The sequence below is a fragment of the Microvirga sp. HBU67558 genome (genome assembly GCF_018069605.1).
In the GTDB taxonomy this organism is placed as follows: Bacteria; Pseudomonadota; Alphaproteobacteria; order Rhizobiales; family Beijerinckiaceae; genus Microvirga; species Microvirga terrae.
This window is the reverse complement of record NZ_JAGPUP010000556.1, coordinates 63,665-87,461: the sequence shown is the minus strand read 5'-3', so window position 1 is coordinate 87,461 and position 23,797 is coordinate 63,665. Positions and strand designations below refer to the sequence as shown.

The 23,797-nt window shown below is 64.4% G+C and carries 16 protein-coding genes; 11 read left to right on the top strand and 5 right to left on the bottom strand.

Features of this window, described 5'->3' with window-relative positions; all coding sequences use genetic code 11:
* Positions 1 to 26 precede the first annotated feature (26 nt).
* Entirely contained in the window at positions 27 to 8,786 is an 8,760-nt protein-coding gene (locus tag KBI52_RS27005) for a peroxidase family protein (protein WP_210812314.1), read from the bottom strand.
* Between the two features lie 420 nt (positions 8,787 to 9,206).
* Here KBI52_RS27005 and KBI52_RS27000 point away from each other — a divergent pair, with 420 nt between their 5' ends.
* A complete protein-coding gene (locus tag KBI52_RS27000) occupies positions 9,207 to 9,539 on the top strand; it encodes a hypothetical protein (protein ID WP_210812313.1) in 333 nt (110 codons plus the stop codon).
* Between the two features lie 37 nt (positions 9,540 to 9,576).
* Here KBI52_RS27000 and KBI52_RS26995 read toward each other — a convergent pair whose 3' ends face one another.
* Both KBI52_RS26995 and KBI52_RS34305 read right to left on the bottom strand, forming a co-directional pair.
* Positions 9,577 to 10,212, bottom strand: a complete 636-nt coding sequence (locus KBI52_RS26995) for a response regulator transcription factor (protein WP_173949182.1) — start codon at positions 10,210 to 10,212, stop codon at positions 9,577 to 9,579.
* Positions 10,205 to 11,581 (bottom strand): sensor histidine kinase, encoded by a 1,377-nt coding sequence (locus KBI52_RS34305; protein ID WP_210812312.1) that lies wholly within the window; start codon positions 11,579 to 11,581, stop codon positions 10,205 to 10,207. The genes KBI52_RS26995 and KBI52_RS34305 overlap by 8 nt, the downstream gene beginning before the upstream one ends.
* Positions 11,582 to 12,019: 438 nt before the next feature.
* On the opposite strand from KBI52_RS34305, the gene KBI52_RS26985 reads away from it, so the two are divergent.
* Positions 12,020 to 12,772, top strand: a complete 753-nt coding sequence (locus tag KBI52_RS26985) for a response regulator transcription factor (RefSeq protein WP_173949180.1) — start codon at positions 12,020 to 12,022, stop codon at positions 12,770 to 12,772.
* A gap of 67 nt (positions 12,773 to 12,839) precedes the next feature.
* On the opposite strand, the gene KBI52_RS26980 is transcribed toward KBI52_RS26985, so the two are convergent.
* Positions 12,840 to 13,091, bottom strand: coding sequence for a hypothetical protein (locus KBI52_RS26980; protein ID WP_173949179.1), 252 nt, complete (start codon positions 13,089 to 13,091; stop codon positions 12,840 to 12,842).
* Positions 13,092 to 13,279: 188 nt separating this feature from the next.
* Here KBI52_RS26980 and KBI52_RS26975 point away from each other — a divergent pair, with 188 nt between their 5' ends.
* The 7 genes from KBI52_RS26975 (at position 13,280) to KBI52_RS26945 (ending at position 19,669) form a co-directional block, all read left to right on the top strand.
* Positions 13,280 to 13,948: a transglutaminase-like cysteine peptidase gene (locus tag KBI52_RS26975; protein ID WP_210812311.1), complete on the top strand. Its 669-nt coding sequence runs from the start codon at positions 13,280 to 13,282 to the stop codon at positions 13,946 to 13,948.
* A gap of 172 nt (positions 13,949 to 14,120) precedes the next feature.
* Positions 14,121 to 14,282, top strand: a complete 162-nt coding sequence (locus KBI52_RS26970; RefSeq protein WP_173949177.1) for a hypothetical protein — start codon at positions 14,121 to 14,123, stop codon at positions 14,280 to 14,282.
* A gap of 90 nt (positions 14,283 to 14,372) precedes the next feature.
* Positions 14,373 to 14,531, top strand: coding sequence for a hypothetical protein (locus KBI52_RS26965; RefSeq protein ID WP_173949176.1), 159 nt, complete (start codon positions 14,373 to 14,375; stop codon positions 14,529 to 14,531).
* A gap of 704 nt (positions 14,532 to 15,235) precedes the next feature.
* The gene (locus KBI52_RS26960; RefSeq protein WP_173949175.1) at positions 15,236 to 16,141 is read left to right on the top strand and encodes a calcium-binding protein; all 906 of its coding nucleotides are present in this window, start codon (positions 15,236 to 15,238) and stop codon (positions 16,139 to 16,141) included.
* 629 nt (positions 16,142 to 16,770) lie between these two features.
* Entirely contained in the window at positions 16,771 to 17,778 is a 1,008-nt protein-coding gene (locus tag KBI52_RS26955; RefSeq protein ID WP_173949174.1) for a sensor domain-containing diguanylate cyclase, read from the top strand.
* A gap of 182 nt (positions 17,779 to 17,960) precedes the next feature.
* Positions 17,961 to 18,272 (top strand): hypothetical protein, encoded by a 312-nt coding sequence (locus KBI52_RS26950; protein WP_173949173.1) that lies wholly within the window; start codon positions 17,961 to 17,963, stop codon positions 18,270 to 18,272.
* A gap of 188 nt (positions 18,273 to 18,460) precedes the next feature.
* Entirely contained in the window at positions 18,461 to 19,669 is a 1,209-nt protein-coding gene (locus KBI52_RS26945; protein WP_173949172.1) for a polysaccharide lyase family 7 protein, read from the top strand.
* Between the two features lie 38 nt (positions 19,670 to 19,707).
* On the opposite strand, the gene KBI52_RS26940 is transcribed toward KBI52_RS26945, so the two are convergent.
* On the bottom strand, positions 19,708 to 20,034 hold the full coding sequence (locus KBI52_RS26940; RefSeq protein WP_173949171.1) for a hypothetical protein: 327 nt from the start codon (positions 20,032 to 20,034) through the stop codon (positions 19,708 to 19,710).
* 657 nt (positions 20,035 to 20,691) lie between these two features.
* On the opposite strand from KBI52_RS26940, the gene KBI52_RS26935 reads away from it, so the two are divergent.
* Both KBI52_RS26935 and KBI52_RS26930 read left to right on the top strand, forming a co-directional pair.
* The gene (locus tag KBI52_RS26935) at positions 20,692 to 22,476 is read left to right on the top strand and encodes a cache domain-containing protein (RefSeq protein WP_210812310.1); all 1,785 of its coding nucleotides are present in this window, start codon (positions 20,692 to 20,694) and stop codon (positions 22,474 to 22,476) included.
* Positions 22,477 to 22,648: 172 nt separating this feature from the next.
* Positions 22,649 to 23,626 (top strand): ABC transporter substrate-binding protein, encoded by a 978-nt coding sequence (locus KBI52_RS26930; protein ID WP_210812309.1) that lies wholly within the window; start codon positions 22,649 to 22,651, stop codon positions 23,624 to 23,626.
* Positions 23,627 to 23,797: the final 171 nt, after the last annotated feature.

Sequence of the window (23,797 nt, the reverse complement as noted above, 5' to 3'; positions counted from 1 at the left end):
GCCATCGCGATCTCAGGTCAACCTCATCAGAAGATGAAGTCGCTGTTGTCGAGATCGGATGCGGTGACGCCTTTCAGGACCAGGATGTCGGAGCCGTGGTCGATCACGGTGTCATGGCCGACCTGGGTCAGGTGCAGGTCCGACAGTTTGTCCACCCCGGAGAGCCGGCTCGCGTCGATCCTGTCGTGGTCAGCGCGGAAGTCGGTGACCACGTCGCGGCCGCCGCCCCGCTCGAACACGAAGGTGTCCTGGCCCGAGCCGCCGGTCAGCCTGTCGTCGCCCGACCCGCCCCGGAGCACGTCGTTTCCGGCGCCTCCGGAGAGCTTGTCGCGGCCCGAGCCGCCGAGGAGCATGTCGTCGCCCGTCATGCCCCTGAGCACGTCGTGGCCTGCTCCGCCCTTCAGGACGTTGTCGCCGGCATTGCCCGTCAGGGTGTTGTCGAGACGATTGCCCGTGCCGTTGACGTCGGCCGTTCCGGTCAGGACCAGCTTCTCCACGTGGGTGCCGTTGAGCGAGTAGGACACGCTGCTCCTGACGGTATCGACACCCTGACCGCTGCGCTCGATCACCCGGTCGCCGCCATGGTCGACGACGTAGACGTCGTTGCCTCTGCCGCCTTCCATCCGGTCGATGCCGGCGCCGCCGTCGAGACGGTCATTGCCGTCGCCGCCGTGGAGCTTGTCGCGACCGTCACCGCCGTAGAGCCTGTCGTGGCCGCGACCACCCTCCACCCGGTCGTCGCCTTCGCCGCCCCGGAGTGTCTCGCTGCGCGAGCCGCCCTTGAGGACGAGGTTGGCAGGCGCCTCGGGTTGAGCAGGAGAGGCCGGGATCGGGTCGCTCGGGATGACCGGATCCACCGGCGGCTGAGGCTGGGTCGGAGCCTCGGGCTGCGTCGGGTTTTCCGGGTTGGCCGGCGTCTCGGGCTGCACCGGAGTTCCCGGGTCCGCCGTCACCGAGGTCTCGGCCAGGGTGGGCTTACGTCCCGCCTCGCACCGGAAAGTCACCCGGTGGACGCCCGACGTGATCGTGGTCGTCCCGTCCTCGTGCTCCTCCCACTCGTACTCGTCCGCCTTGCGGCCGGGTTCGAGCTCGATCACATCCTGCTCCCGCAGCGTGCCCACGATGGTGTCGTTGCCGCCGTGGGAGCGGAACACGATCCGGTGCGCCGAGGTGAGCTGCGAGATGTCGATGGTGTCGTCATCGCCCGTTCCGTTCACCGTAATGGTGTTGAGCGCCAGGCTGGTTCCCGTGAAGTTGCCGATGATCTGGACCGTGTCGTTTCCGCCGGCATTGCCGCCGACCGGACCGCCCGGCACCGTAACCTCGCGGGTCCCGATGATGATCTCCTCGATATTGTCGAGTTCCGCCATGACCGAGGTGTTGCCGTTCACCGTGCGGGTGATCACGATCTCCGTCGTCGCCTTGAGGTCGAGGATGTTCGCCGCGACCGCAGCATCGCGGGAATAGACCCGGAACGTCTCGGACAGGGCGTTCCCGTTCACGTCGAAGGTGTCGACACCATCACCGCCGTCGACGAAGTCGCGCCCGTCCTGCGACGTCTCGAATGTGACGCCGAAGATCGTGGTGGACGTCGCGTTCCACACGATGGTGTCGTTGCCGCCACCCGCCAGGATCGTGTCGTTGCCCGTACCGCCGTCGAAGATGCTGGCGGTGCCGTCCCCGATCAGGATGTTGTTTCCTGCCGTGCCCTCGATCGGGCTCGCGTCGCGGGTGACCGTGACGTTGGCCGTATCGGTGCGGACCGGGCTGCCGCCGTCGCTGACCGTGTAGGTGAATGATCCACCCGCGTTACCGGTGTCCGTGAAGGTCACGGAACCGGGATTGGTCGTCAGCGACAGGCTGCCGAGGCCGTTCGCATTGCTCAGACCCGTGATATCCAGAGCCGGACCGTCCGGATCGGTGTCGTTCGACAGGAGGACCCATTCCGGAACCACGATCGGACCGTTCACGATGTTCGTAATAATGGTGTCGTTGTTCGCGTTGACCGGATCGTTGACCGCAACCACGTTGACCGTGGTCGTGGCGACGTTGCTGTCTAAGAGACCGTCGTTCACCGTCACCTGGATCACGCGGCTGCCCGCCACGGGATTGTTCGAGTTGTTGTCGAATGTCACCGCCTGGATGGCCCGCTGGTAGGCAGCCAGCGAGGCTGTGCCCGTCAGGTTCACGGTGATCCTGCCGGCCACCGATGTGTCCACGTTCGCCGAAATCCCCGCAGGCAGCGTGCCGACGTCGAGGTCGTCCCCGGTCTGGGCGTTGGTGAGCACGATCCGGGCCGACACCATCTGGGCAGCGTCGTCGACGATGCCCGGATTGTTCGCGATCGCCACGGCCGCGCCGCCTTCGGTGAAGGACGCCGCATGATTAACGGTCGGAGTGGCCGCCGGGAGCATGACGCTGACCGACAGGTTGTCGATGTTGACGAACTCGTTGTTCGCGTTGATGTCCGACGCCACGAACCGGATGGCCGCGCCGGCCGTGAATGGACCGGTGATGTCGAAGCCCCGATTCCCGCCGTTGGTGTTCCCGGTGATGGTTTCGACCAACGTCCAGGTCGAGCCATCCTTCGAGAAATAGACCTCGACCTGCTCGCCGTTGTCCAGACCCTGCTCGGCGACCGAGTAGGTCAGCCGGGCCGAGGCGACACCCGCAAGGTTGAGACCGCGCTGGATGCTGGCACCGTCACCCTGGTCGAGCCGCAGGGCGCCGTTGTTGATCTGGATTTGCCCGTTGGTCGAGGTCGCGCTGCCGTCATCACTGGTCTCGACCCAGTTGCCTGTCCAAGCGCGGCTACCATCGTTCCGGGCATAGGATCCGGAATTGAAGGTATCGGCGAAGTTGCCGCCGGGATCGAAGGCGTGGAGAGTCAGCTTCGGCGGGGTCACGCTCACCTCGCCGTCGGCGAAGCGCAGCTTCTCGATGTTGAACAGGCGGTCCGTCCCGTCCGAGGCCCGGTTGTTGCCCGTGGTCGGATCGGTCTCGACCGTCACGGTCACGTGCTGAACGGTGATGCTGCCATCGGCATTGCTCGTGATGGTGTAGTTGGCCCGCAGGTCGCCGTACACCGCCACGTCGGTCGCCGTGTTGTTCAGATCGCCGTCGACGATCTCGCGGACGATGCTGAGCTGACCCGGGTTCAGGGTCGCGCTGAGCATCAGGGCGTCCAGGGTCTTGCCGCCGAACTGGGCCGCGGCATTGGCCACAGGAGCGCCGTAGGCGTACTGGGATTCCAGGTAGACCTTGCCGGTCATGCCGTCCGCCGTGTAGGCCACGCCGTCCTTGACGATCCGGATCCGTACGTTGAGCCACTTGTCACCGTCGATGATGTCGTCCCCGGCGAAGCCCTTGATGGTGTCGCTGCCGCCGCCGCCGAGGATGATGTCCGCGGCCTGCGAGGTGTCGAGCACGATCAGCTCGGGGTTTCCATCCTTATCGAGGACCGGGTTGCCCTGGGCGTCCACCACCGGGATGCGGGTGCGGTGCGCCACCAGTTCGGCAAGACCATTGATGAGCGAGACGTTCTTCTGCAGCAGGTCGTTCGAGAACGATTCGAGCGGAGAGTTCGGACCCGGGATGGCGGCCGTACCCGTGGCCTCCGCTCTGGTATTCACCGCCGCAACGCGACCGGTCAGGATGTCATTGTGCTTCCATCCGGACAGACCCTCGACGAGGTCGAAACGGTCGCGGAGGATGAATGCCTCCTGGTTGTCGAAGAGCGGGATGCCGAGGTCGGAATTCGCCGCGACGTTATCGCCCTTGTGAATGGCCCAGTCGAAGCCGGCCATGCCATTGTTGCGCTGGATACCCTCTGCCTGGAACATGATGTCATCGCCGGACTCGCCATCGTAGTCGGTATCGCTGGCGCCGCCGTTGAGAACATCGTGTCCGATAATGGTGGAGTTGAAGAACAGCTCCGAGTTCTCACCCGACAGGCTGTCGAAGCGCGGTCCGCCCTCGAGCCAGTCGTCACCCTCGTTGCCGAGCAGGGCATCGCCGCCGTCGCCGCCGAGGATGAAGTCGTTGCCTGTGCCTCCGAAGGCCTCCTTTCCGTCAGGCCCGGTGATGATGAAGTCCTGGCCCTGGTTGCCGAAGATCAGCGCGAGCCCGCTGCCGCCCTGGATAACGTCGTTGCCGCCCTCGCCATGCAGGAAGTCGGTCGCGCCGATGTCGGTGCCGGCGTTGGTGATGATGTCGTCGCCGTCGCCGCCATGGATGATGTCGACCCCGTAGCCGGCCTCGATGGTGTCGTTGCCTTCATAGCCCCAGACCGTGTCGTCACCTTCGCCGGCCACGATCAGATCGGCTTCGGACGAGCCGCCCATGACCACGTGGTCGCCGCCGTGGTAGATCAGAACGTCGTCGTCGCCGTCACCGTCGAGATCCTTGCGCACCACCAGCGGCGAGAGTGCCTGGAGAACCGGGTCGTCCCAGATTGGGTCCGCTCCGATCTGCTTCGACTTGATGATCTCGAGCGTGTGGTCGGGCGTGGAGAAGATGTTGCCCGGGAGCGCGGTCCGGCCCTCGTCGCCGAGGTCGGTGTTGCGCATGATGATGTCGGTCATCGAGTTGTTCTCGAGCTCGTTCAGGAGGTTGAGGCCCTGAACACGCGACAGGTAGTAGAACCGGTCGGCATCCTGGAGAGCCTCCAGCTGCGCCTCGAAGACGAACGCGAAGGTGGAGCCCAGCATGCCGCCGAAGTCCATCTTCTTCTCGGCGAGACCGCCCATCCAGAGATCGATGTCGTTGAGGCCCGAGTTCTCGGCGTTCCATGCCCCCGTGCCGTTGAGGAACGCGAGCCGATCGGCCGGTTCGCCGGTTCCGCCGAACACCAGCAGGGTCGCGGCGGCCCGCTTCGCCTCCATGGTGGTCGCCGCCTCGATCAGCGGGTGCTTGCCGTAGGCCGCGATGAAGTTGACGATCGACAGGGAGTTCTGGAGGTTGAGGGCGAAGTCGGTCCAGCTCACGTAAGGCTTGAGCTGGGAGTCCTGGCCGGCCATCTGGTAGAACTGCGCGCGCGCCTCGTTGAGGGTCGGCAGGCCGAGGTCACGGCCACGGGCGATGTTGAGCGCCGCGAGATCGAGCGGGATGCCGACGAGCTGGTTGCGCAGCACGTGGGTGATGAACTCGTCGATCTCATTGCCATGCTGGCGGGACATGCCGCGGATGATCGCGCCGGCGGCCTGCTCATGGTCCACCACCACGTTGCCGCTCGAGTCGGTCGCCCCGAAGGCGAGCGGGTTGAGGAAGCCGTCGAACAGCTTCATCGACACCTGCTGGCCGTTGACCGAGATCGTGTCGATGGTCTCATTGAGCATCGAGTGACCGAAGCGGTACACGGCCTGGGCGAACTCCGCGAAGATTGCCGGGTTGATGTCGACCGACGGCTCGAACACGAAGGCGTCCACATCGGGCTGCATCTTGCGGGCGAATTCCTCGAAGACGAGGTGCTGGTACTCCATCTCGTTGGTGAAGCGGGCGGCCTGGAACAGGCGCTCGCCGTCCCATTTCAGCGCAGCCTTGCCAGCCTCGGTGGTCGGGACCGTCGTGACCGGAACGAGCAGCCACTCGTTCAGGAAGGTGAGATCGCCGCTCGAGAGCGCCAGGGATTTGACCTGGTCGACGAGGTGGTTGTGCTCCGAGTGGAAGACGTGGTGGATCGTGGTCAGGCCGACGTTCTCGTTGCCGCGGCCGTCACCCGTGATGTAGTGGGCGTCGAGCAACTCGTTGTCGTAGGCGGTGTTCGAACCGCGCGAGTTGACGAGGTTGGTCGTGGAGCCATCGGCATTGGCGTAGCCGACGCCGGCGTCACCGTCCTTCTGGAGGGCCCCGCCGACAAGGACAGGCACCGCCGCGTGGGCGATGTCGTCGAGGAAGGCATGGCCGGTGAGAACCGCGTTCGCGAGGCTCACCGGAGAACCCGGCGTGCCCGAGACCACGATGTCGTCGGAGGTGTTCGGGACTCCGTCTGCACCGATCCCGACGATCACCTGCGCGAAGCCGGTCTGCGGATGCGGGATGAAGTTGCCGTAGGGGTCCGTGCGCAGCAGCGGGACGTTGGTGACATTGGCGTCGGTCAGGTCGATGCCGAGCATGATTCGGGCCTGCTCCTTGACGTCCGCCCAGGTGGCGAGGCCCCGGTCGCCGTCGAGCAGCTTGCCGGTGGCGACCGTCTTGCCGTCGGGACCCGTGGTGTACTCGCGCAGGAAGACCTGATGCGAGGCATGCGACGTGTAGGTCTGGTTCTGGTCGACCCACGGGGTGGTCAGGTTCGTGTTCTCGCCGTCCGGCGTGGCCGCGCGGGTCAGCACCATGAAGTTCGTGTGAGGCGTCGCCGGGTTGTAGAGCGGATCATCCGGAGACAAGGGGATATAGACCGTTCCGCTGCCGCCCTTGGCGATCAGGTCGAGGCCGTGATCGAAGAACTGGCCGAACAGGGTGAACAGCGAGTTGTAGGGGGCCGAGTCGCCGATGTCGGGCGAGACGTTCGGGATCAGAACGGTGGTGCCGTCCATCTGTATGCCCAGCTGGGACAGGAGATTGGACAGCGCCGTCTGCGCCACCGTGACGCCCTGAGCGGCTCCCTGCGCGTCGGCAAGGGCGGCCTCGGCCGTGGTCAGTGCCGTCGTGGCCGTCGCCACGCCGGTCTGCGCGGTGCTGACCGCCGCAACCGATTCGTCCGCGGCCGCGCGGGCCTCGGCCTCGGCGGCCTGGCTCGCCGTCAGGGCCTGCTGGGCGGCCGCGTAGTCGGCATTCGCTTCCACGAGCTGCGCGCTCATGAAGTCGTACACCGCCTGCGCGTCATTCAGAGCGTCCTCCGCGTTGGCGAGCGCCGCAACCGCGGCTTGGTGCGCCTGCTGGTGGGCGGTCAGCTGCTGCTGCGCCGCTGTGACGGCAGCCTCGGCGTTCGCCAGGGTGGCGGTTGCCGCTGCCACGTCGCCCTCGGCAGTCTCGACCGCCGCGGTGGAGAGGCCGACCTGCGCGAAGGCTGCATCGACCGCAGCCTGGCTGTCGTCGAGAATCTGCTGGGCGGCAGCAACGTCGGCGAGTGCTTGAGCGTAGGCGTCGCTCTGCTCGTTGAGGCCATCCAGCACGGCCTGTGCCTCCTGCAGCGCTGTCTGGGCGAGATCGCGTGCGTTCACGGCCAGCTGATAGGCGGATTCGTCGGCCGCCAGCTGCGCCTGGGCTGAGGTCAAGGCCGTGTTGGCGCCGGTCAGGGTGGTGTTTGCGGCGTCGACGATCGCCTGGGCTGCATCGGCAGCATCAGCGGAGGCATCAGCCGTCGTTCGAGCGGCAACTTCCGCATCCTGTTTCAGCTGCAGGTCTTCCTGTGCGGCGAGGTAGGCGACATTCGCGTCGTTGAAGGCCTGCATTTCCGTCGGAAGCACACCCCCCTGAATGATCGCGTTGTAGTGAGCCAGGGCCGCGTCGTGCGCCTCCTGGGCAGATTCGAGATCGGCCAGAGCCGTCTCGTGCAGCGCCTGATCGGCATCGGCCTTCGCTTGGAGCGGCGCAAGCGCGGCCTCCGCATCCGCGAGCGCGGTCGTCGCGTTCGCCACGGCGGTCTCCGCCGCGTCGATCGCCGCATTGGCGACCTCGATCTTTGCGAGCGCTGCGTCCACGGCCGTCTGGCTGTCCACCAGGATCTGCGCGGCAGCCGCGACATCGGCCTCGGCCTCGGCGATGGCCGGACCGAGATTGTCAGCGCCGCTCGCGATCAGACCGTCAAGAACCTCCTGCGCGGCATCCAGTGCCTGCTGGGCGGCATCGCGCACGTTCACGGCGGTTGCGTAGGCCGCGTTGTCCGCAATCAGGTCGGCCTGCGCATCGGCAAGCGTAGCCTCAGCGGCAGCCTTCGCCGTCGTGGCGAGGGTCACGGCGCTTTCAGCGGCGGCGAGCGCGGCAGTCGAGAGCACCACCTGGGCTTGCGCCGCATCAGCGGCAGCCTGCCCCTGGTTCATGACCTGCTGGGCGGCGATGAGGTTGAGGCTGGCGATTCCGAGCGTATCGCCCATGGCCTCGTAGACGGCCTTCGCGTTGTTGAACGAGGCCTGGGCGGCGGCGAGGTTCGCCACAGCCGAGGCATGCGCGGCCTGATGCGTCGTAGCCTGCGCCTGCGCCTGGCCGAGGGTAGCCTGGGCCTGTGCCAGGGCGGCCTCCGCCGTGCCGACGGCAGCCTGAAGCCCGGGGATGGCGCCCGGTGCGCTTCCGGCTTCCGCCTGCGCCTGTGTGATCGCCGCGCGGGCCGCCTGGATCTGCTGGATGGCAGTGAGCTGGGCGGCGCCCGTGATCCCGGCATAGGTCAACGCCGCGCTGATGGCGGCGGGATTGTTCAGCGTCTGGTCGGCGATGAGGTTCGAGATCAGACGCGGGTCGGCGTCGACGACGGTGCCCGGCGGCAGCATCGGCGATCCCGTCGACGATCCGGGCGCATAGTTGTTGTTCGTCAGCCACACCGGATTGGCCGGGGTGCCGAACATCATGCGGTCGTCGCCCTCGTTCACGTACTGGGGCGGAGCCATCACCGGAAACGGCTGATCGGCGGCGCCCCAGGTCTCGCGTCCCTCGACGAGGTTGTTGTAGCTGCCGTCGACCGTGCGCAGCCCGTACGGAAGCAGGAAGGCCTGGGTCGGCGTGGTGGCCGCGTTCGGATCGAGGCCTCCGGCCTCGGCCACGAGATCGCGCAGGTCCTCGCCGGCGGCATGGCGCTCGGCGATCTTGATCTGCTTCAGGATGAATTCGAGGTCGTGCTTGACGAGATTGACCATGACGCTTCCCCTTGCGTGGGCCCTGCCCACATTGCTGTTCCTCTGTGCATTGCCGCGACCGGGGCCCTTGGCCACAGGTCCGCAACTTGACTGAGAGTGTCGAGCAAGGCCTGGAACGCCGCATCGGATGAAGGGGCAACGAATCTTGAGTCATTGGTCCGAGGTCATGACCGACTTGGGTCCAGTCGCCATGGTCCAATGGCCAGGGACCGCACTGGTCTAAGGTCTGACCCACCCTCGAAGGGAGCGTTACTGCGTTATCCTGATGGGTAGGATGAGGGATCGTTGGGATGGGACCCCACCCGAGAGGAAAAAACTCTGATTAGAGTTGCGCGCTCACTCACGGGACGCGTCGACAACATGCATGAGAACGGCTTCTTTCCGATCAAACATTTCAGCCAGCGCGTCCAGGAGAGCATCTTGGAGGCGTTCGATGGCCGCTGCCCGTCGATGTCCGAGCTCGCGCAGCTGCCTGATCTCTTCCTGCTGACGCTTCCCGGGTTCGGGCCGAAGACGCTTCGGAAGATTCGGGCGCTGACCGTTGAGATCCACACGTCCGAGATCCACACATCGCCGGGCAACGCACGGAACGGTCCTGGTCGGCCCCTGAGAGCCGAGCTCGATCGGATCCGACGAGAGCTGGGAGACCTCCGGGACGAGTTTGAGCATCGGCAGTACGATCTACGACGCCGGCTTGACCTGATCTCGACCGAGCTGATGGTTCAGGGGCCTGCACTCGAACGCAAGGCCTGAATCGATCGTGCACGCCTCGTGGCGCCTGCCAGGCGCTTCAGGCCTCGCCCCATTCCTGCTTTGCGAGAAGCGCCGCCTCGACACGATTTCTGACGTTGAGTTTCTTCAGGATGTTGCCCACGTGGAACTTGACCGTCTTTTCCGTCACGGCCAGCCTGTCACTGATTTCGCGGTTCGTGAGGCCTGCAGCGATGAGGCGCAGCGTGCGCTCTTCGCTCTCGGAGAGGGTCGAAAACGGCCTTGCTTCGGCCCGGATCCTGTTCGACAGCAGCCGGAGGGCGAGATTCGGAGAGATGAAGGACCCGTCCGTCTTCACGGTTTTCACGGCGTTGATCAGATCCGGTGCGTTGATCCCCTTGAGAAGATAGCCGACGGCGCCCGCCTCGAGGGCACGGGTGACGGCATCGTCATTCTCTGATGCCGTCAGCATGACGATCTGGGGTGAAGCGGGAAGGTCGCTGATGGTTCGGGCAGCTTCGATACCATCTCCGGGCATCGAGATGTCGAGCAGGATCAAATCAGGCCTGTGCACTCGTGCCAGCTCGATCGCGTCCGCCGCGGAAGCGCCCTCTCCCACGACCTCGATCATGTCGTCAAGCATGAGCGCCCGGATCACCCCTGCCCGCAACATCGAATGGTCGTCCACTACCGCGACCCGCAATCGCTCAATCATCGTGCCCCTCGCCCGCAATCGTGACGTTCATTTCAATTCGGGTTCCGCCAACCGTGCGGCGTGTGATTTGGAAGACGCCGCCGAGGCTCTCGACCCGGTCGCGCAGGCCGACCAGTCCCAGGCCGGGCTCAGGAATCGCTAGGCTGCTTCCGAGGTCGCGCCCATCGTCCTGCACGGCCAGGATCAATTCAGCTCCATCCAGCCGGCAGGAGACGGCCTGACCATTGCCGCCAGCATGCCGGAATGCATTGTTGAGGCCCTCCTGCAGGAAACGATAGGCGCAGATCTTGAGCGCGTGCGTGAGCGGACGCGAAACGTCATCGCAGTCAACCGTCACGCTGGTGCCGGTGCGCAACTCGTGATGCGACACCACCCGCTTCACGATCTCCGGAAGCGGGAGGCGTTCGATCTCAGGCAGCATCAGACCCTTGGACGTCGTCCGAACCTCCCGAAGAGCATCCGAGAGCACCGCTTCCAGAGCTTGAAGCTCCTCCTCGCGCCTCTCCGGCGTCTTGGCTCTCCGGACATGCTCGACCGCGAGCGCCGCCAGACCGATCAGCTGAGCGGGGCCGTCGTGCAGTTCGGCGCCGATCCTGCGCAGGTAGTTCTCCGTCAGCTCCGCAACCCGGCCCGAGGCGCGCTCGGCGCGCTCCTTGAGGATCTGGTTATGCCGCGAGGATTGCTCGATTTCGATCAGGCGCGCGCCCAGTTGACGTTGCTGCGAGAGGATGAGCCTGTTGCCTCGATACACGATCCCGAACAGACCAAGCATGATGAGCGCGGTAGCGCAGGCAACCGCAACCCAGCTCTTGAGCCGCAGCCACCGCAGCTCATGGTCGAGACCGACGGGGTTTTCATGGATCTCCGCGACGGCAATGACGCGGCCGGAATGGTGCTCGCGGATCGGAACGTAGATTTCTAGATATTTGGTGTTCCATCCCCGAACCGTGTGCTCGCTGGCATCCAGATTCGCGTACTGGGCGGAGATTTCACCCTTCAATGCGGTCGTCAGCCCGTCGGGGGGTGCGAATTGTCGCCCGATCAGATCCGGTGTGGTCGAATAGGCCACGACACCGCCATTCTTCCAGATCTCGAGATGCGGGAACCGCTGCCTGAAGAGATCTCCTCCGAGCAGGCGATCCAGTTCGCTTCTCGTGGAATCTGGCAGAACCTCCTCGGCCGCCAGCGGCTGGGCGAGCGGCGAGATGAAGCTGTCCATCAGGAGAGCAGTGGCCGAAGCGGTATTCTCGATCGTCGTTCTCGTGGCATGCTCCGACACGAACAAGCCGGCCGCAATCATGGCCACGAACATGATGACCCCGCCCGTCACCACGAACTGGCGCGTCAAGCTCAACGTCGACGGGGTCACGCTCCCCCGCCTGATCCACGCTGTCGGTGCCAACTCGGACACGATCGCCCCAAACTCAAGCAGTAAGAGATTACCAGGGACGGCAATACTTACAATCGACCTCATACCAGCAATAATCAATACTTTAGTCCAGACCTGTCCGCCTCCTTTCGAGATCTCCGGCAGATAAAACTCCAATAAGATTAATATCGCGGCCGTCTATATGCATCGAAGAGACCGCTCTCTCATACAGTTACTTCATAACAAAAGCGTTCCTAGGCGGCCGCGTCCACTATCGAGCGCTCCTGCCCCGGTTACCTCTATGGGATTACGTCTTTCTGAACCCTCCCTAGCCCGTTCGGCCCTGGGACTCGCCTTTCGCCGGTCGCTACTTTTCAAGGGTGCGCATCCAGGACGGTCCGTCCCATCCGATAGTCCAAGCTGCGCGGGGGGTTTTCGATGTCATTCGTTTCGCTCGCCTTGGTCGATGATCATCCGATCATCATCGAAGGTCTTACGCATGTGCTCGGATCACAGGGTCTTTTCGACGTCGTGGCTACCGGCTGCACGTCCCGCGACGCGCTCAGCATCGCGCAAATCCATCGGCCCGCCGTGATGATCCTGGATCTGTCGAAGCAAGGAAGCACTGCCGCCACGATCGCCGAGATCAGATTGAAGCATCCGAGCATCAAGACTCTCGTCTTCACGGCAGAACTCAGTGTGCAACGGGCCATCGACGCTTTCGCCGCCGGGGCAACAGGTTACGCCTCGAAATCCTGCTCTTTAGAGGAGCTTTCCCGTGCGGTCAGGATCGTGGCCAACGGCGAGGCCTATGTGTCCCCGACACTCGCGGCATCGGTCAACTCCGCGCTCCGGAGCGCCTCCGTGGCCAGGACTGCCGTGCCAGCCCCCACGCTGAATGCCCGCGAACACCAGATCGTCCGGCTTCTTCTCGACGGCAAGACCAACAGGGAGATCGCCTCCGGCCTGGGCATCACCGAGCGAACCGTCAAGCATTACATGACCGTGCTGATGCACAAGCTCAACGTCCGAAACCGCGTCGAGGCAGTGATTGCAGCCCAGAACCTCAGCCGCGACGCGGCCGAGCGTTCGGTCTCCAGAGCAAGCGACGTCCGCGCCAGGCCCCCCCGGTCCGTGGCTGCCCCCCGGTCAGGCCTTCCTGACGCTTTGGTTCAGGGGCGCTTCTCCTAGACCTGCACGCCCGGTCACACCCGTGATCCCCGGGTCGGCGCCGTCGAAGGACAAGGACGTCGCGCTGTCAGCGGGCTTGATCCAACCGGGTCCGGATCAGGTCCAGCAGCTCGTCGTCGGAGGCTCTCCGCTCCCAGTCGCCGGACAGTTCGAGCCTGACGGATTGTGCGCCGCCCGAAGGGGTGCAGACCACCTGAAAGGCGTCGGCTTTCCCGTCGACCCGAGCAGCCTCCTGCTTCTCCGGATCCTTGCCGAGACCTGAGAAGGCCTGGATGCAGGTCCACATGATGCCGTCGGGATCGGTGACTTCGCGAGGCATGGCGCCGTCCGCTCCTGATTCGCTGTCGAGCCTCGACAACGGCGGATGTGCGGTAACGTTCCGACCGGCCGCTCGCGCAGCGGCGCCGTTGCGGCCCGTTAACCTTTGCTTAACTTTAGCCTTGAGCGCCGCCGGCGCGCCGTGTCAGGTTTGATGAACAAATCCTTAACGGCATTTCGGTGGGGGCAATGCGGCGATCTCTCTTCGAGCTTCTGGGCATTCGGCCATTTTCCAGGCTCACGATCCGGTTCGCCGCTGTCTGCGCCGCTCTGACCGTCCCGGCCGCAGCAGCCCAGGCGCAGACGCAGACCGGAAGCATCCTGCCGACCATCACACAACCTGTCGCCAAAGTAGGAGCCGCCAAGCCGATCATGGGCTGGGTCCGCTTCTGCGAGCAGAATCCGTCCGAATGCACGGTCGATCTCTCCGAGCCAGCCATCATCGAGCTGACCGCGAAGAATTGGCAGGTTCTCAACCGGGTCAACCAGCAGGTCAACGCCGCCATCAAGGCCAAGTCCGATTTCGACCATTGGGGCATTGAGGACATCTGGGACTTCGCCGAGGACGGCTACGGCGATTGCGAGGACTACCAGCTCCTCAAGCGCAAACGCCTCGTCGAGGCCGGCTTCCCGCACCGGGCCCTGCGGATGACAGTCGTGATCGACGAAGACGGTGCCGGCCACGCGGTCATGATGGTGCGCACCAATCGCGGCGACTTCATCCTCGACAACAAGCGCAATGCCGTCCTGCCGTGGCACAAGACCGACTACACCTACATCAAGCGCGAAGGCGACGAGGGCTTGGCCTGGGCGTCTCTCGGTGGCCGGACCTCACCGACCATGACGGCGAACCAGTAGAAGGAACGGGCTCGCACCCGTCGCAAAGGCGGCCGCGGCATTGCATGGGAGGATCGCGCAGCCTTCTGCGGCGGCGTTCCATTGACTTGCCGCTGGCAGAGTTCCAGAGTCGCGGCCCGGCGCTACGTCCGTGCTGGTCGCCCGTGCGATCCGCCAGTCGATGGAGATTCCGTTGATCACTGGGCGCCCTTGGTACGATCTGCCCATCGTCATCATCCTTGGGCTGGTGATCGGGCTCGCGTTCGGTGAGTTCGCGAAGTTCCTTTCGGCCCAGCCGCCCTCCACGGCCGCCCCGGCCCCGCACAAGAGAGAGCGCCCTCCTGGGACGCCTTAGGAGAGCGTCCTCGATCGCTACCCCTTTCGGGAGATAGGCAATACCGTTGCGGCGTGGTACTGACGCGGAGTCGGTTTGCGGGATGCGTCCATGTCCACGAAGCACAGCGAGAATGCCGGAACCAGCTGGCGCGAGATCAGGCTCATCATCGTCCTTGGAACGTTGATCGGGATCACGTTCGGCTTCGTGACGTACGTGCTCACGCCGGAACCCTTGATCGTCGTGGCGAAATCGAAATCACGTCCCTGACGCCTTTGCCGTCTCGGCCCGCTCCACACATGAAAAATTCCGTGAACGGACAGCTTTTGTTCGGAACTGTCGCGTACCCGACAGACACGGGAGCAAGAGGCGGCTAAAGCAAGGCAACCGGCCTTGATTTGCCCCTACGGGTCGGAACTTGGAGCGCCCTGGAAGACGGGCGCTCTCCTTTTACCGGCCCTTTGCAGGCTTCCCTGCCGGCCCCGCCAAGCATCTCCATCACGACGAATGGCCCGCGCGCGACTGCGCGCCGGGGTTGCCGGTCACCATGACCGCCACGACGGCGAAAGAGGTCACGGCGCCTGCAACCTCGTCACCCAGGCGGAATACACACCGACCTGTTCCGTACGGGCGCTGATGCAGCCGATCTCGTTCGCCCCAGAATGAAAAGCCAGTGCGCAGCCAAGTCGCGGGCGGCTGACAATATGCGTACGGCCTAGTTGCCCTGATGAGCAATGCAGACGCTACTGCTAAGCAACAGTTTGATGATTTTTGCACTGCGATAATACTTTTTGTCTAGGAACAAAGGATTACGCGAATAATTCATAGCTGATGGAAGCGATAAGAATGAGCCTGTTCTTAGAATAGCCAACCACGGGATGACATAACCTTGGCCTTGGACAGGCTCGCCCTTATCCATCGTTTTCTTGTTCGTTATGCGTTTCCATATAACCTTCACAGCAGGACCATGACCGATGCCCATTTTCGACGGAACGGCAGGAAACGACAGAATTGGCGGCACCAGCAACTCTGACACAATCAATGGATTGGCAGGCGATGACATTCTCCTTGGCCTGCTGGGTCGGGACAACATCTTCGGAGGCGATGGCTTCGACCGCATCGATGGACAGGACGGAAATGACTTTCTCAGCGGCGGAAGCGGGATCGATTTCATCGCAGGCGGCGACGGCAGAGACCGGATCTTCGGCGATGACGGCGCCGATCAATTGATTGGTGAGTTCGGCAACGACACGATCTTCGGCGGCTTGGGAGACGATTATGCGGCCGGCAATCCGGGCAATGACCAACTCTTCGGCGAAGACGGCAACGACTTCTTGGTCGGCGAGAGTGGACGGGACTTGGTCTACGGACAAGCCGGCGATGACTTCGTCGCCGGGGGTGACGACAACGATACCGTCAGCGGAGGCGACGGCGAGGATCTCGTCGACGGCGATCGTGGCAACGACGCCCTCTCGGGCAACGCCGGATCCGATGTGCTCTTCGGCGATCGCGGCGATGATGTGCTCAATGGTGGATCCGGCACCGACGCCCTCTGGGGTGGCCTTGGAGCTGACAGGTTCGTTCTCCGCAACCTGACCGACACGGGCACCACTGGGGCCGATGCCGACTACATCGGAGACTTTTCGTACGGCGGAGGCGATCGCCTCGACCTGCGAAGCATCGATGCCGATGAGGGACAATCCGGGAACCAAGCTTTCACCTTCATCGGCACGGACGCTTTCACGGAGGCGGGGCAACTTCGATTCAGCGTCAGTGGCGGCGACACGTACATCGCGCTGAATACCGATGCGGACGCGGATGCGGAAGCTGTGATCCACATCGAGCAGTTGGGTGCGACTGCGAAATGGTTCCTGCTCTGAACGGGCGAACGCTGTCGCTCAGCGGTCACCTCCGGTCGGGGCGATGTCCGGCCGGCGGCTGAAACGATCCCTCTCATCAGGAGCGCCTCCTCGATAGGCGCTCCTGCCTCAGGAACGGCGTCACGGCAGAATTCTGCCGTCTGGCCCGACGCCGGGGCGCCGAAACGCAGGCACCTGCGACATCGCACGCCGGAGCGGCAGCCCGGCCTCTTCTCGAATTGCGTCACCCCTTTCGGGACCGATTGCCCAAAAATCCGGAAGTTCGCCTGTCTCCTGCGTCGCGGCGCGGCTTGTCGGGCCCCGCTCGTTACAGGGAGGGCTTCACAGAATCGTCCCACAAAGTCCGAAGCGAAGCCGCATTCCGGTCAAGGTTAATTTTTAGTTAACAGGCTCCCGTAGGGGCAAATACGGGCCGGGGCCGCGCCTGAATCTACGCAAAGGGACCAGGCGCGGCTACTTTTCCTCGTCGTCGATCGCCCATTCACCCAAACGCCGACAGGATCTGCGCAGGATCTTCGTCCCATCGGCCTCAGGAAGAATGGCGCGCGTGAGAGGTGGAACCTTTGCGGTAGCTGCGATATGAAAGCCTCTCTCGGTTTCTCCCCTCGTTGCCGGACTGGAACTCCAACGTGTTTGCCGTGCCTCCCCGGCCCTCCAATGAAGCAGAGCGGCTCGACTTTCTCTATTCCTGCGGAATCCTCGACACGCCGCGCGAGGATCGGTTCGACCGGATCACGCGGCTGGCGGCCCAGTTCTATGGAGCCGATGTTGCATTCCTCGGATTCATGGACGACCGGTACCAGTGGATGAAATCCATCCGCGGGGATGGCGTCGCGCCCTGGATCGAGCGAGACCGATCCATCTGCCAGCTCGTGATCGCCTCCGGCGAACCCTTGGTGATCGGCGACCTTGCGACGGATCCGCGCGTTGCCGGCCATCCGGTCGTTCCGCAGCTCCCCTTCCGGTTCTACGCCGGGGTTCCTCTCACGACCGAGGAGGGCGCCGCCGTCGCATCGCTCTGCATCCTCAAGCGCGAACCCGAGGCGGCGGAGGCCTTCGACCTGGCGCCCCTGGGAGATCTCGGCTCCATCGCCATGGACGAGCTCGAGCTTTGGCGGCGCAACCAGGAGCTGGAGCGGCTGGCGGAAACGGATGGCCTGACGGGGCTGGCCAACCGCCGCGCCTTCGATGCTGCCCTCGATCGCGCCTGGCGGCGGCGTCAGCGGACCGGACGCCCGGTGTCGCTGCTGATGCTCGATCTCGACCATTTCAAGCTGCTGAATGACCGCCGGGGACATCAGGCTGGAGACGAGACGCTCCGGCGCTTCGCCAGCCTCCTGGCGGAGGCGGCCCGGCGGCCGGACGACCTGGCGGCCCGTTACGGCGGTGAGGAATTCGCGCTGATCCTGCCCGACACGGACGAGGCCGGGGCCCTGCAGGTGGCGCGGCTGGTCCGGGAAACGCTCGCCTCGGCCGCACTCCCGCACCCGGGCGGGATCAACGGTCTCGTGACCGCCAGCATCGGAGTCGCGTCGGCAGGATCGGACAGTCCCGACAGCGCCGAAACCCTCGTGACGCGGGCCGATGCAGCGCTTTACCGGGCCAAGCAGACGGGACGCGACCGGGCGGTGAGTTAGCGACCGGCCCGACGGATCCGCTGTTGGGCGCTCGTGCAAGAGGCGGCACCTGCGGGGCGGCGTCGAGGCAGTGCCTCCGACGGGGTAGTACCTATCCCTTTTTTCTCTTGCGTCGCCTGAACGCACGGGGCTGTGGGCCGTTTGCTCACCAAGTCATCGTTGTTCAACTGCGTGAGTTCGGAATGCGTTTGTTGTCGCTTGCAGTGTTCACAGTCACCGCCCTCGTGTCTCTCGATGCCTCATCCGAGCCGGGAAACTGGGCCTCCAGCCCACAAGGCAAGGCGCGATGGGATGCTTGCTATCGGGAAACGAGGCTCAACTACAAGACCTACAATTTCTCGCTCGCCGATTATCGGCAGTCGATCAAGGCGGCGCGCCGGTCCCACATGAGGGAGTGCATGACCCGGGCGACTCCCCCGGCTCCCGTGCAGCTGGCCGTACCGACCGATCGGAACCCGGAGACGGCTCTGTCCAGTTGGGCGCGCAACCCATAGCCATCGACGGGCCGAGGCATCGCGCCGCCCGGACTGTCGGGTCGCGGCGATCCACCCCTCGGCCCATCAACGGGACCGGATGAGTATCAGGGTCGTTCCCGCGTCCCGGTAACCATCTCGGACGGAAGGACAGGCTGGAGACATCCTGATGCCGTAAGCTGCGGGCTTTCGGTATCGGTATCCTCTCCATGGCTCTCAACCCATCAGCTGCGCCAGGCAGCAATTTCGACCTGTCCGACTGGAAGATCGGCCTGCCTGTCGACAGCGCCGGCAGTTTCAAGGGCACATCGCGGGAGGTGAAGGCCCTCTCGGCTTACGAGCATCCGACCTATTTCCACACCGCTGCCGACGGAGCGATGACGTTCATGGCGCCCGTCGAGGGCGCCACCACGAAAGGCTCCAAGTTCGCCCGATCCGAACTGCGCGAGATGAACGGGTCGGAGCGCGCCGCATGGAGCCTTTCGAAAGGCGGCGTCATGACCGCAACGCTGAAGATCGATCACGCCCCGATCAAGTTCAACGGGACGCCCGGACGGATCGTCGTGGGACAGATCCACGGCCAGGACGAAGAACTGGTGCGTCTCAACTGGGAGAACGGCCGGCTCTATTTCGTCAATGATCAGGCAGGCCCTAACAACAGCGAAACCAAATTCTACTTCTACAATGCCGCGGGCAAGCAGCCGCAGGTGTCGCTGAACGAACGCTTTTCCTATACGATCAGCGCGAAGGCCGATCAGCTCGTCGTGACCGTCAAGGCCGACGGCCAGACCTACAAGTCGGTCAGCAAGATCAACAGCGTGTGGCAGTCGGACACGTTCTACTTCAAGGCCGGCGCCTATCTGGGCGTGAACGAAACGCAAGGGACCGGATACGGACAGACCTCGTTCTACGCCCTGTCGGTCTCGCACAAGGTCTCCGCGAAGGCGAACCTGCAGAAAACCGCCGCGGTGACGATCAAGGGCGGTTCGGGGAACGACACGCTGCACGGAAAAGCCGGCCACGACACCCTGTCCGGCGGATTGGGCAACGACGTTCTCTCCGGCGGCGCCGGAAAGGACGTGTTCGTGTTCGACTCGAAACCCGGGACAGCCGCAACGGGTCGCGGGGTCAATGTCGACACGATCACGGACTTCAAGCCCGGTCAGGACAGGATCTGGCTCGACAACAAAATCTTCAGCAAGCTCGGCAACGGCACGCTCTCGCAGCCCGTTCCACTGAAGGAAGCCTTTTTCACCCTCGGCTCCCAGGCGAAAGACAGGAACGACTACGTTCTGTACGACAGGACCTCAGGCGTCCTGTCGTACGATGCCGACGCATTCGGGTCCAAGGCGCCGGTCGAATTCGCGCGGCTGAAGCCGGGAACGGTTCTGACCCATCAGGATCTGTTCGTTGTCTGAAGCCGGCGAGGCTGCCATCATCGGACAGGTCCGCCGAATCAATCGCGAGTGGCGGCCATCTCCTTCGTGCGCGCCCCCCCTTCGAGACGAAGCCTGCGCTCCAGATCCTCGACCTGCCTGGCGATGGCATTGAGGTTCGACCGGACGACGAACAGGTCCGACGCGGTGACTCCGGCCGAGCCGATCGGTTTGACCGGATCGGCTACGGGCTCCTGCTTCTGAGCCTTTTTGGCTGACCGCGTGTCTCCCATCATCCAGCGCCAGACGGCTCGAACAAGCCATATGAGCAGCAGGACCAGCACTACGCCGACAGCCAAAACGATGCCGAGCGTCACGGCAGAGCCGAGTTGATCGCTCCCGTCCATCATAACCCCCCAACCCCAGTTACAGGCCATCCCTAGAGCATCGGCCCCGAAAGTGGAATGCACTTTTGGAGCTGTCCAATGCCCCCGTCGAAAACTCTCGCAACGTCAGGAGAAAACTCGACCACGATGCTCTCCGGGATGGATCGCGACCGCGCGGCGGGAGCCGTTTCCGGACGTTCCGCGCGAGCCTATACTTTTGACGTACGTAGAAGCCGCAGAATTCGGCTTGCCGGAAGCGGGGAGCGTGAATAACCTCCCCCATCAAGAAAAAGGGCCGCAAGAATGCGGCCCGAAGTTTAGGGAGGAAACGCCCAAGAAGGGCGCGCAGGACGGTAACGCCAATCACCGTGCTGCATTGCAATAAAGTACTTTGTGCATCAAAAAGCAGCAAGCACAAATGGGCAGCTACGCTGCCTTTCTCTTTTTTGTGTAGCGCTCCTGCAACAGTGGCGATCCGCCGTCGCGACGGCCCCATCCGGACCGGGAGAACAAAGCACTGGCGGGATGGCCGACCCGGCTTCATAATCCAGGGCATGCGACCATGACGGGTCGAGGGCTCTCGATGACCGCCTTGCCTTCCGTGTCGACGCACCGCACGCACCCTGCCCTCGCCTTGCCTGCCCGTCTCCTGTGGGACCGGCTGAGGCGCAGCCGGTCATGACCAGGCATCGCCTCAGGTTCAGCGGGCTGTTCCAGAAATACTTCCTCGTGCTGTATCTCGCCGTGGTCATCCCCCTGGCGACCAATGGCGTCAGCGAAGCCTGGTTCAGCTATCGCGACCAACGGACGACGCTCGACCAGTTGCTGGAGGTCGAGGCGCGATCGGCAGCCGTCAAGATCCAAGGTTTCCTCGAGGGCATCACCAATCAGCTCGGCGGCCTCGTCCAGCTTTCCTGGACGGAGGAGCCCGACGAGCGCCGGCGGATCGATGCTCTGCGCCTGATGCGGCAGGTGCCGGCCATCGTCAGCCTCACCCTGGTCGACGGCGCCGGGCGCGAGCGGCTGTATGTTTCGCGCATCGGATTGAACCGGACAGAGAGCCGCGCGAATCGCTCGGAGAACGAGGCCGTCGCCGGAGCCCGTTCCGCCCCCCTGTGGTACGGAGAGGTCCGCTACTACCGCGACTCCGAGCCGTACCTGACGATCGCGCTGTCCGGCAACCGCCCCTCCGTGGGAGTGGTCGTCGCCGAGGTGAACCTGAAGCTGATCTGGGATGTGATCTCGGCCATCAAGATCGGCGAGACGGGCTCCGCGTTCCTGCTCGATGGGCCCGGCCGGCTCATCGCCCATCCGGACATCAGTCTGGTGCTGCGCGGAGCGGACGAGACCACCCTGGCGCCGTTCCGGGCGCTCAGGGAGTTGATCAGGCAGGCCGGCACGGACGTCGTCACAGGCACGGACGATCAGGGAAAGGCGATCGCCGCCGCAGCCGCTCCCGTGCCCGGGCCCGACTGGACGATCGTCGTCGAGCAGCCGCTGTCGGAGGCGTTCGGACCCATCTATGCCGCCCTGTGGCGGACCGGCGGCCTCCTGCTGGCAGGCGCCGCCTTCGCGGGCCTGCTGGCCTATGTTCTGGCCAGCCGGATGACCGATCCGATCCGGCGGCTCGAGGAGGGCACCGAACGGATCGGCGCCGGACATTTCGAGCATCGCATCCATATCGGGACGGGCGACGAGCTCCAGCGCCTGGCGGACAGCTTCAACATCATGGCGGCGGAGCTCGCCGTCTCCCAGGAGCGGCAGGAGCGGATCGCCAAACTGAAGCGGTTCCTGGCGCCTCAGGTCGCCGAGCTCGTCGACCGCAAGGGCGACGACAGCGTGCTCGAGGGGCGGCGCACCGAGGTGGTGGTGGTGTTCTGCGATCTGCGCGGGTTCACGGCGTTCTCAGCGAAGGCGACGCCCGACGAGGTGATGAACGTGCTGTCCGAATATTACGATGCTCTCGGTCACATCATCACGAGGAACGCCGCGACGCTCACGAGCTTTTCGGGGGACGGCCTGATGCTGCTTCTGAACGCTCCCGTCGCGATCGACGACCCTGCCCTCAGGGCCGTGGACATGGCGGCGGACATGCAGCGAAGCGTCCAGGAGCTTATCGTCGGCTGGACTGGGCGCGGCCACCGGATCGGGTTCGGAATCGGGTTGGCCATGGGGCCCGCGACCGTCGGGCGGATCGGGTACGAAAGCCGGTTCGACTACACGGCCATCGGCAGTGTCGTGAACCTCGCCGCGCGCCTGTGCGCATCGGCGGCTGACGGGGAGATCCTCGCGGATGTCACTGTTGCCGAGGCCGTGATGCACAAGCGCGCCATCGCGTCGCTAGGGCTGCGCTCGATCAAGGGTTACGACGAGAGGATGCCCGTCTATGGGGTGCCTTTCGCAGAGCCGCCCGCGTGTCCCGAAGCGGTTGCAGGCAGCCCGGATGCCGCCACGCAGCTCTGACTGCGCGACACGATAGGCGGAAATTCCCTCTGGTTTCGGGACGCAAACAATGCGTCTATCATGCCGCTGGGTTGTGGGGCCCCGTAGACACGTCGAGGCAGCAGGCGATGAGTGTTGAACGCAGTGCCCCCATGAACGTCCGAAACGTTGCGCCCGCGCGGACGCAGACCCGATGAGGCGCCGCGACTTCATCTCCGCGCTCGGTGCGGCAACGCTGGCACTTCCGGCGCGCGCTCAGCCTCTCACGGTTCCTCTGATCGGATATCTCGGCCCCGAATCGCCCGAACCCTTCGCCAGCCGGCTCAAAGCCTTCCGCGACGGCCTCGGCGAGAGCGGGTTTTCCGAGAGTCGCAACGTCGCCATCGAGTATCGTTGGGCGCAAGGGCAGTACAAACTCCTGCCGGCTCTCGCCGCCGAGCTGGCGGCGCGCAAACCCGCCGTCATCGTGGCGGCCGGCGGCGCTCCCGCGGCCCTGGCGGCGAAAGCGGCCACAAGCACGATCACGATCGTGTTCGAGATGGGTGGAGACCCCGTCGCGCTGGGAGTCGTGGACAGCCTGTCCCGACCCGGAGGCAATCTCACCGGGGTGTCGAGCCTGAGCGTGGAAGTCTCGCGCAAGCGGCTCGAATTCATGCATGAGCTGCTGCCCGACGCGACCGAGTTCGCCGTTGCGGTCAATCCCACCAGCCCGACGGCCGATTCACAGCTTAAGAACCTCCATGCGGCGGCCGATGCTCTCAGCGTGCGGCTTCACGTTCTGAGCACCAGCGACGAACGGGAATTCGAAAACCTGTTCTCATCGGTTGCCGGGCTCAAGGTCGGCGGCCTGGTGTTCACGTCCGATCCCTATTTCGCGTTCCGCAGCCAGCGCCTCTCAGCGCTGGCGACCCGCTACCGCGTGCCGGCCATCACGCAGTCACGCGACTTCCCGAACGCGGGCGGGCTCATGAGCTATGGCGGAGATTTCACGCAATCGCACCGACGCACCGGCGTCTATGCGGGGAGAATCCTCAACGGGGAGAAGCCTGCCGATCTTCCTGTTCAGCTCGTCACGAAAGTGGAGCTGTTCGTGAACCTGAAGGCGGCCGCCGCTCTCGGCATCACCGTGCCGCCCTCGCTGCTCAGCAGCGCCGACGTGGTGATCGAATGACCCGGGTCGCCCCGTGCGGGCGGCATCGCCCGCGCCGTTCGTGCATCGCGGCCGATGATGGAGCCATCCGGGCGGCGAGTGCCGTTCGCCGGCCTCCGATCCGTGTCCGATGCAGCATTTTGCACATCCTCAGGCGGCCCGTTGTGATAGAATGATCCCTGTTCAGAACAG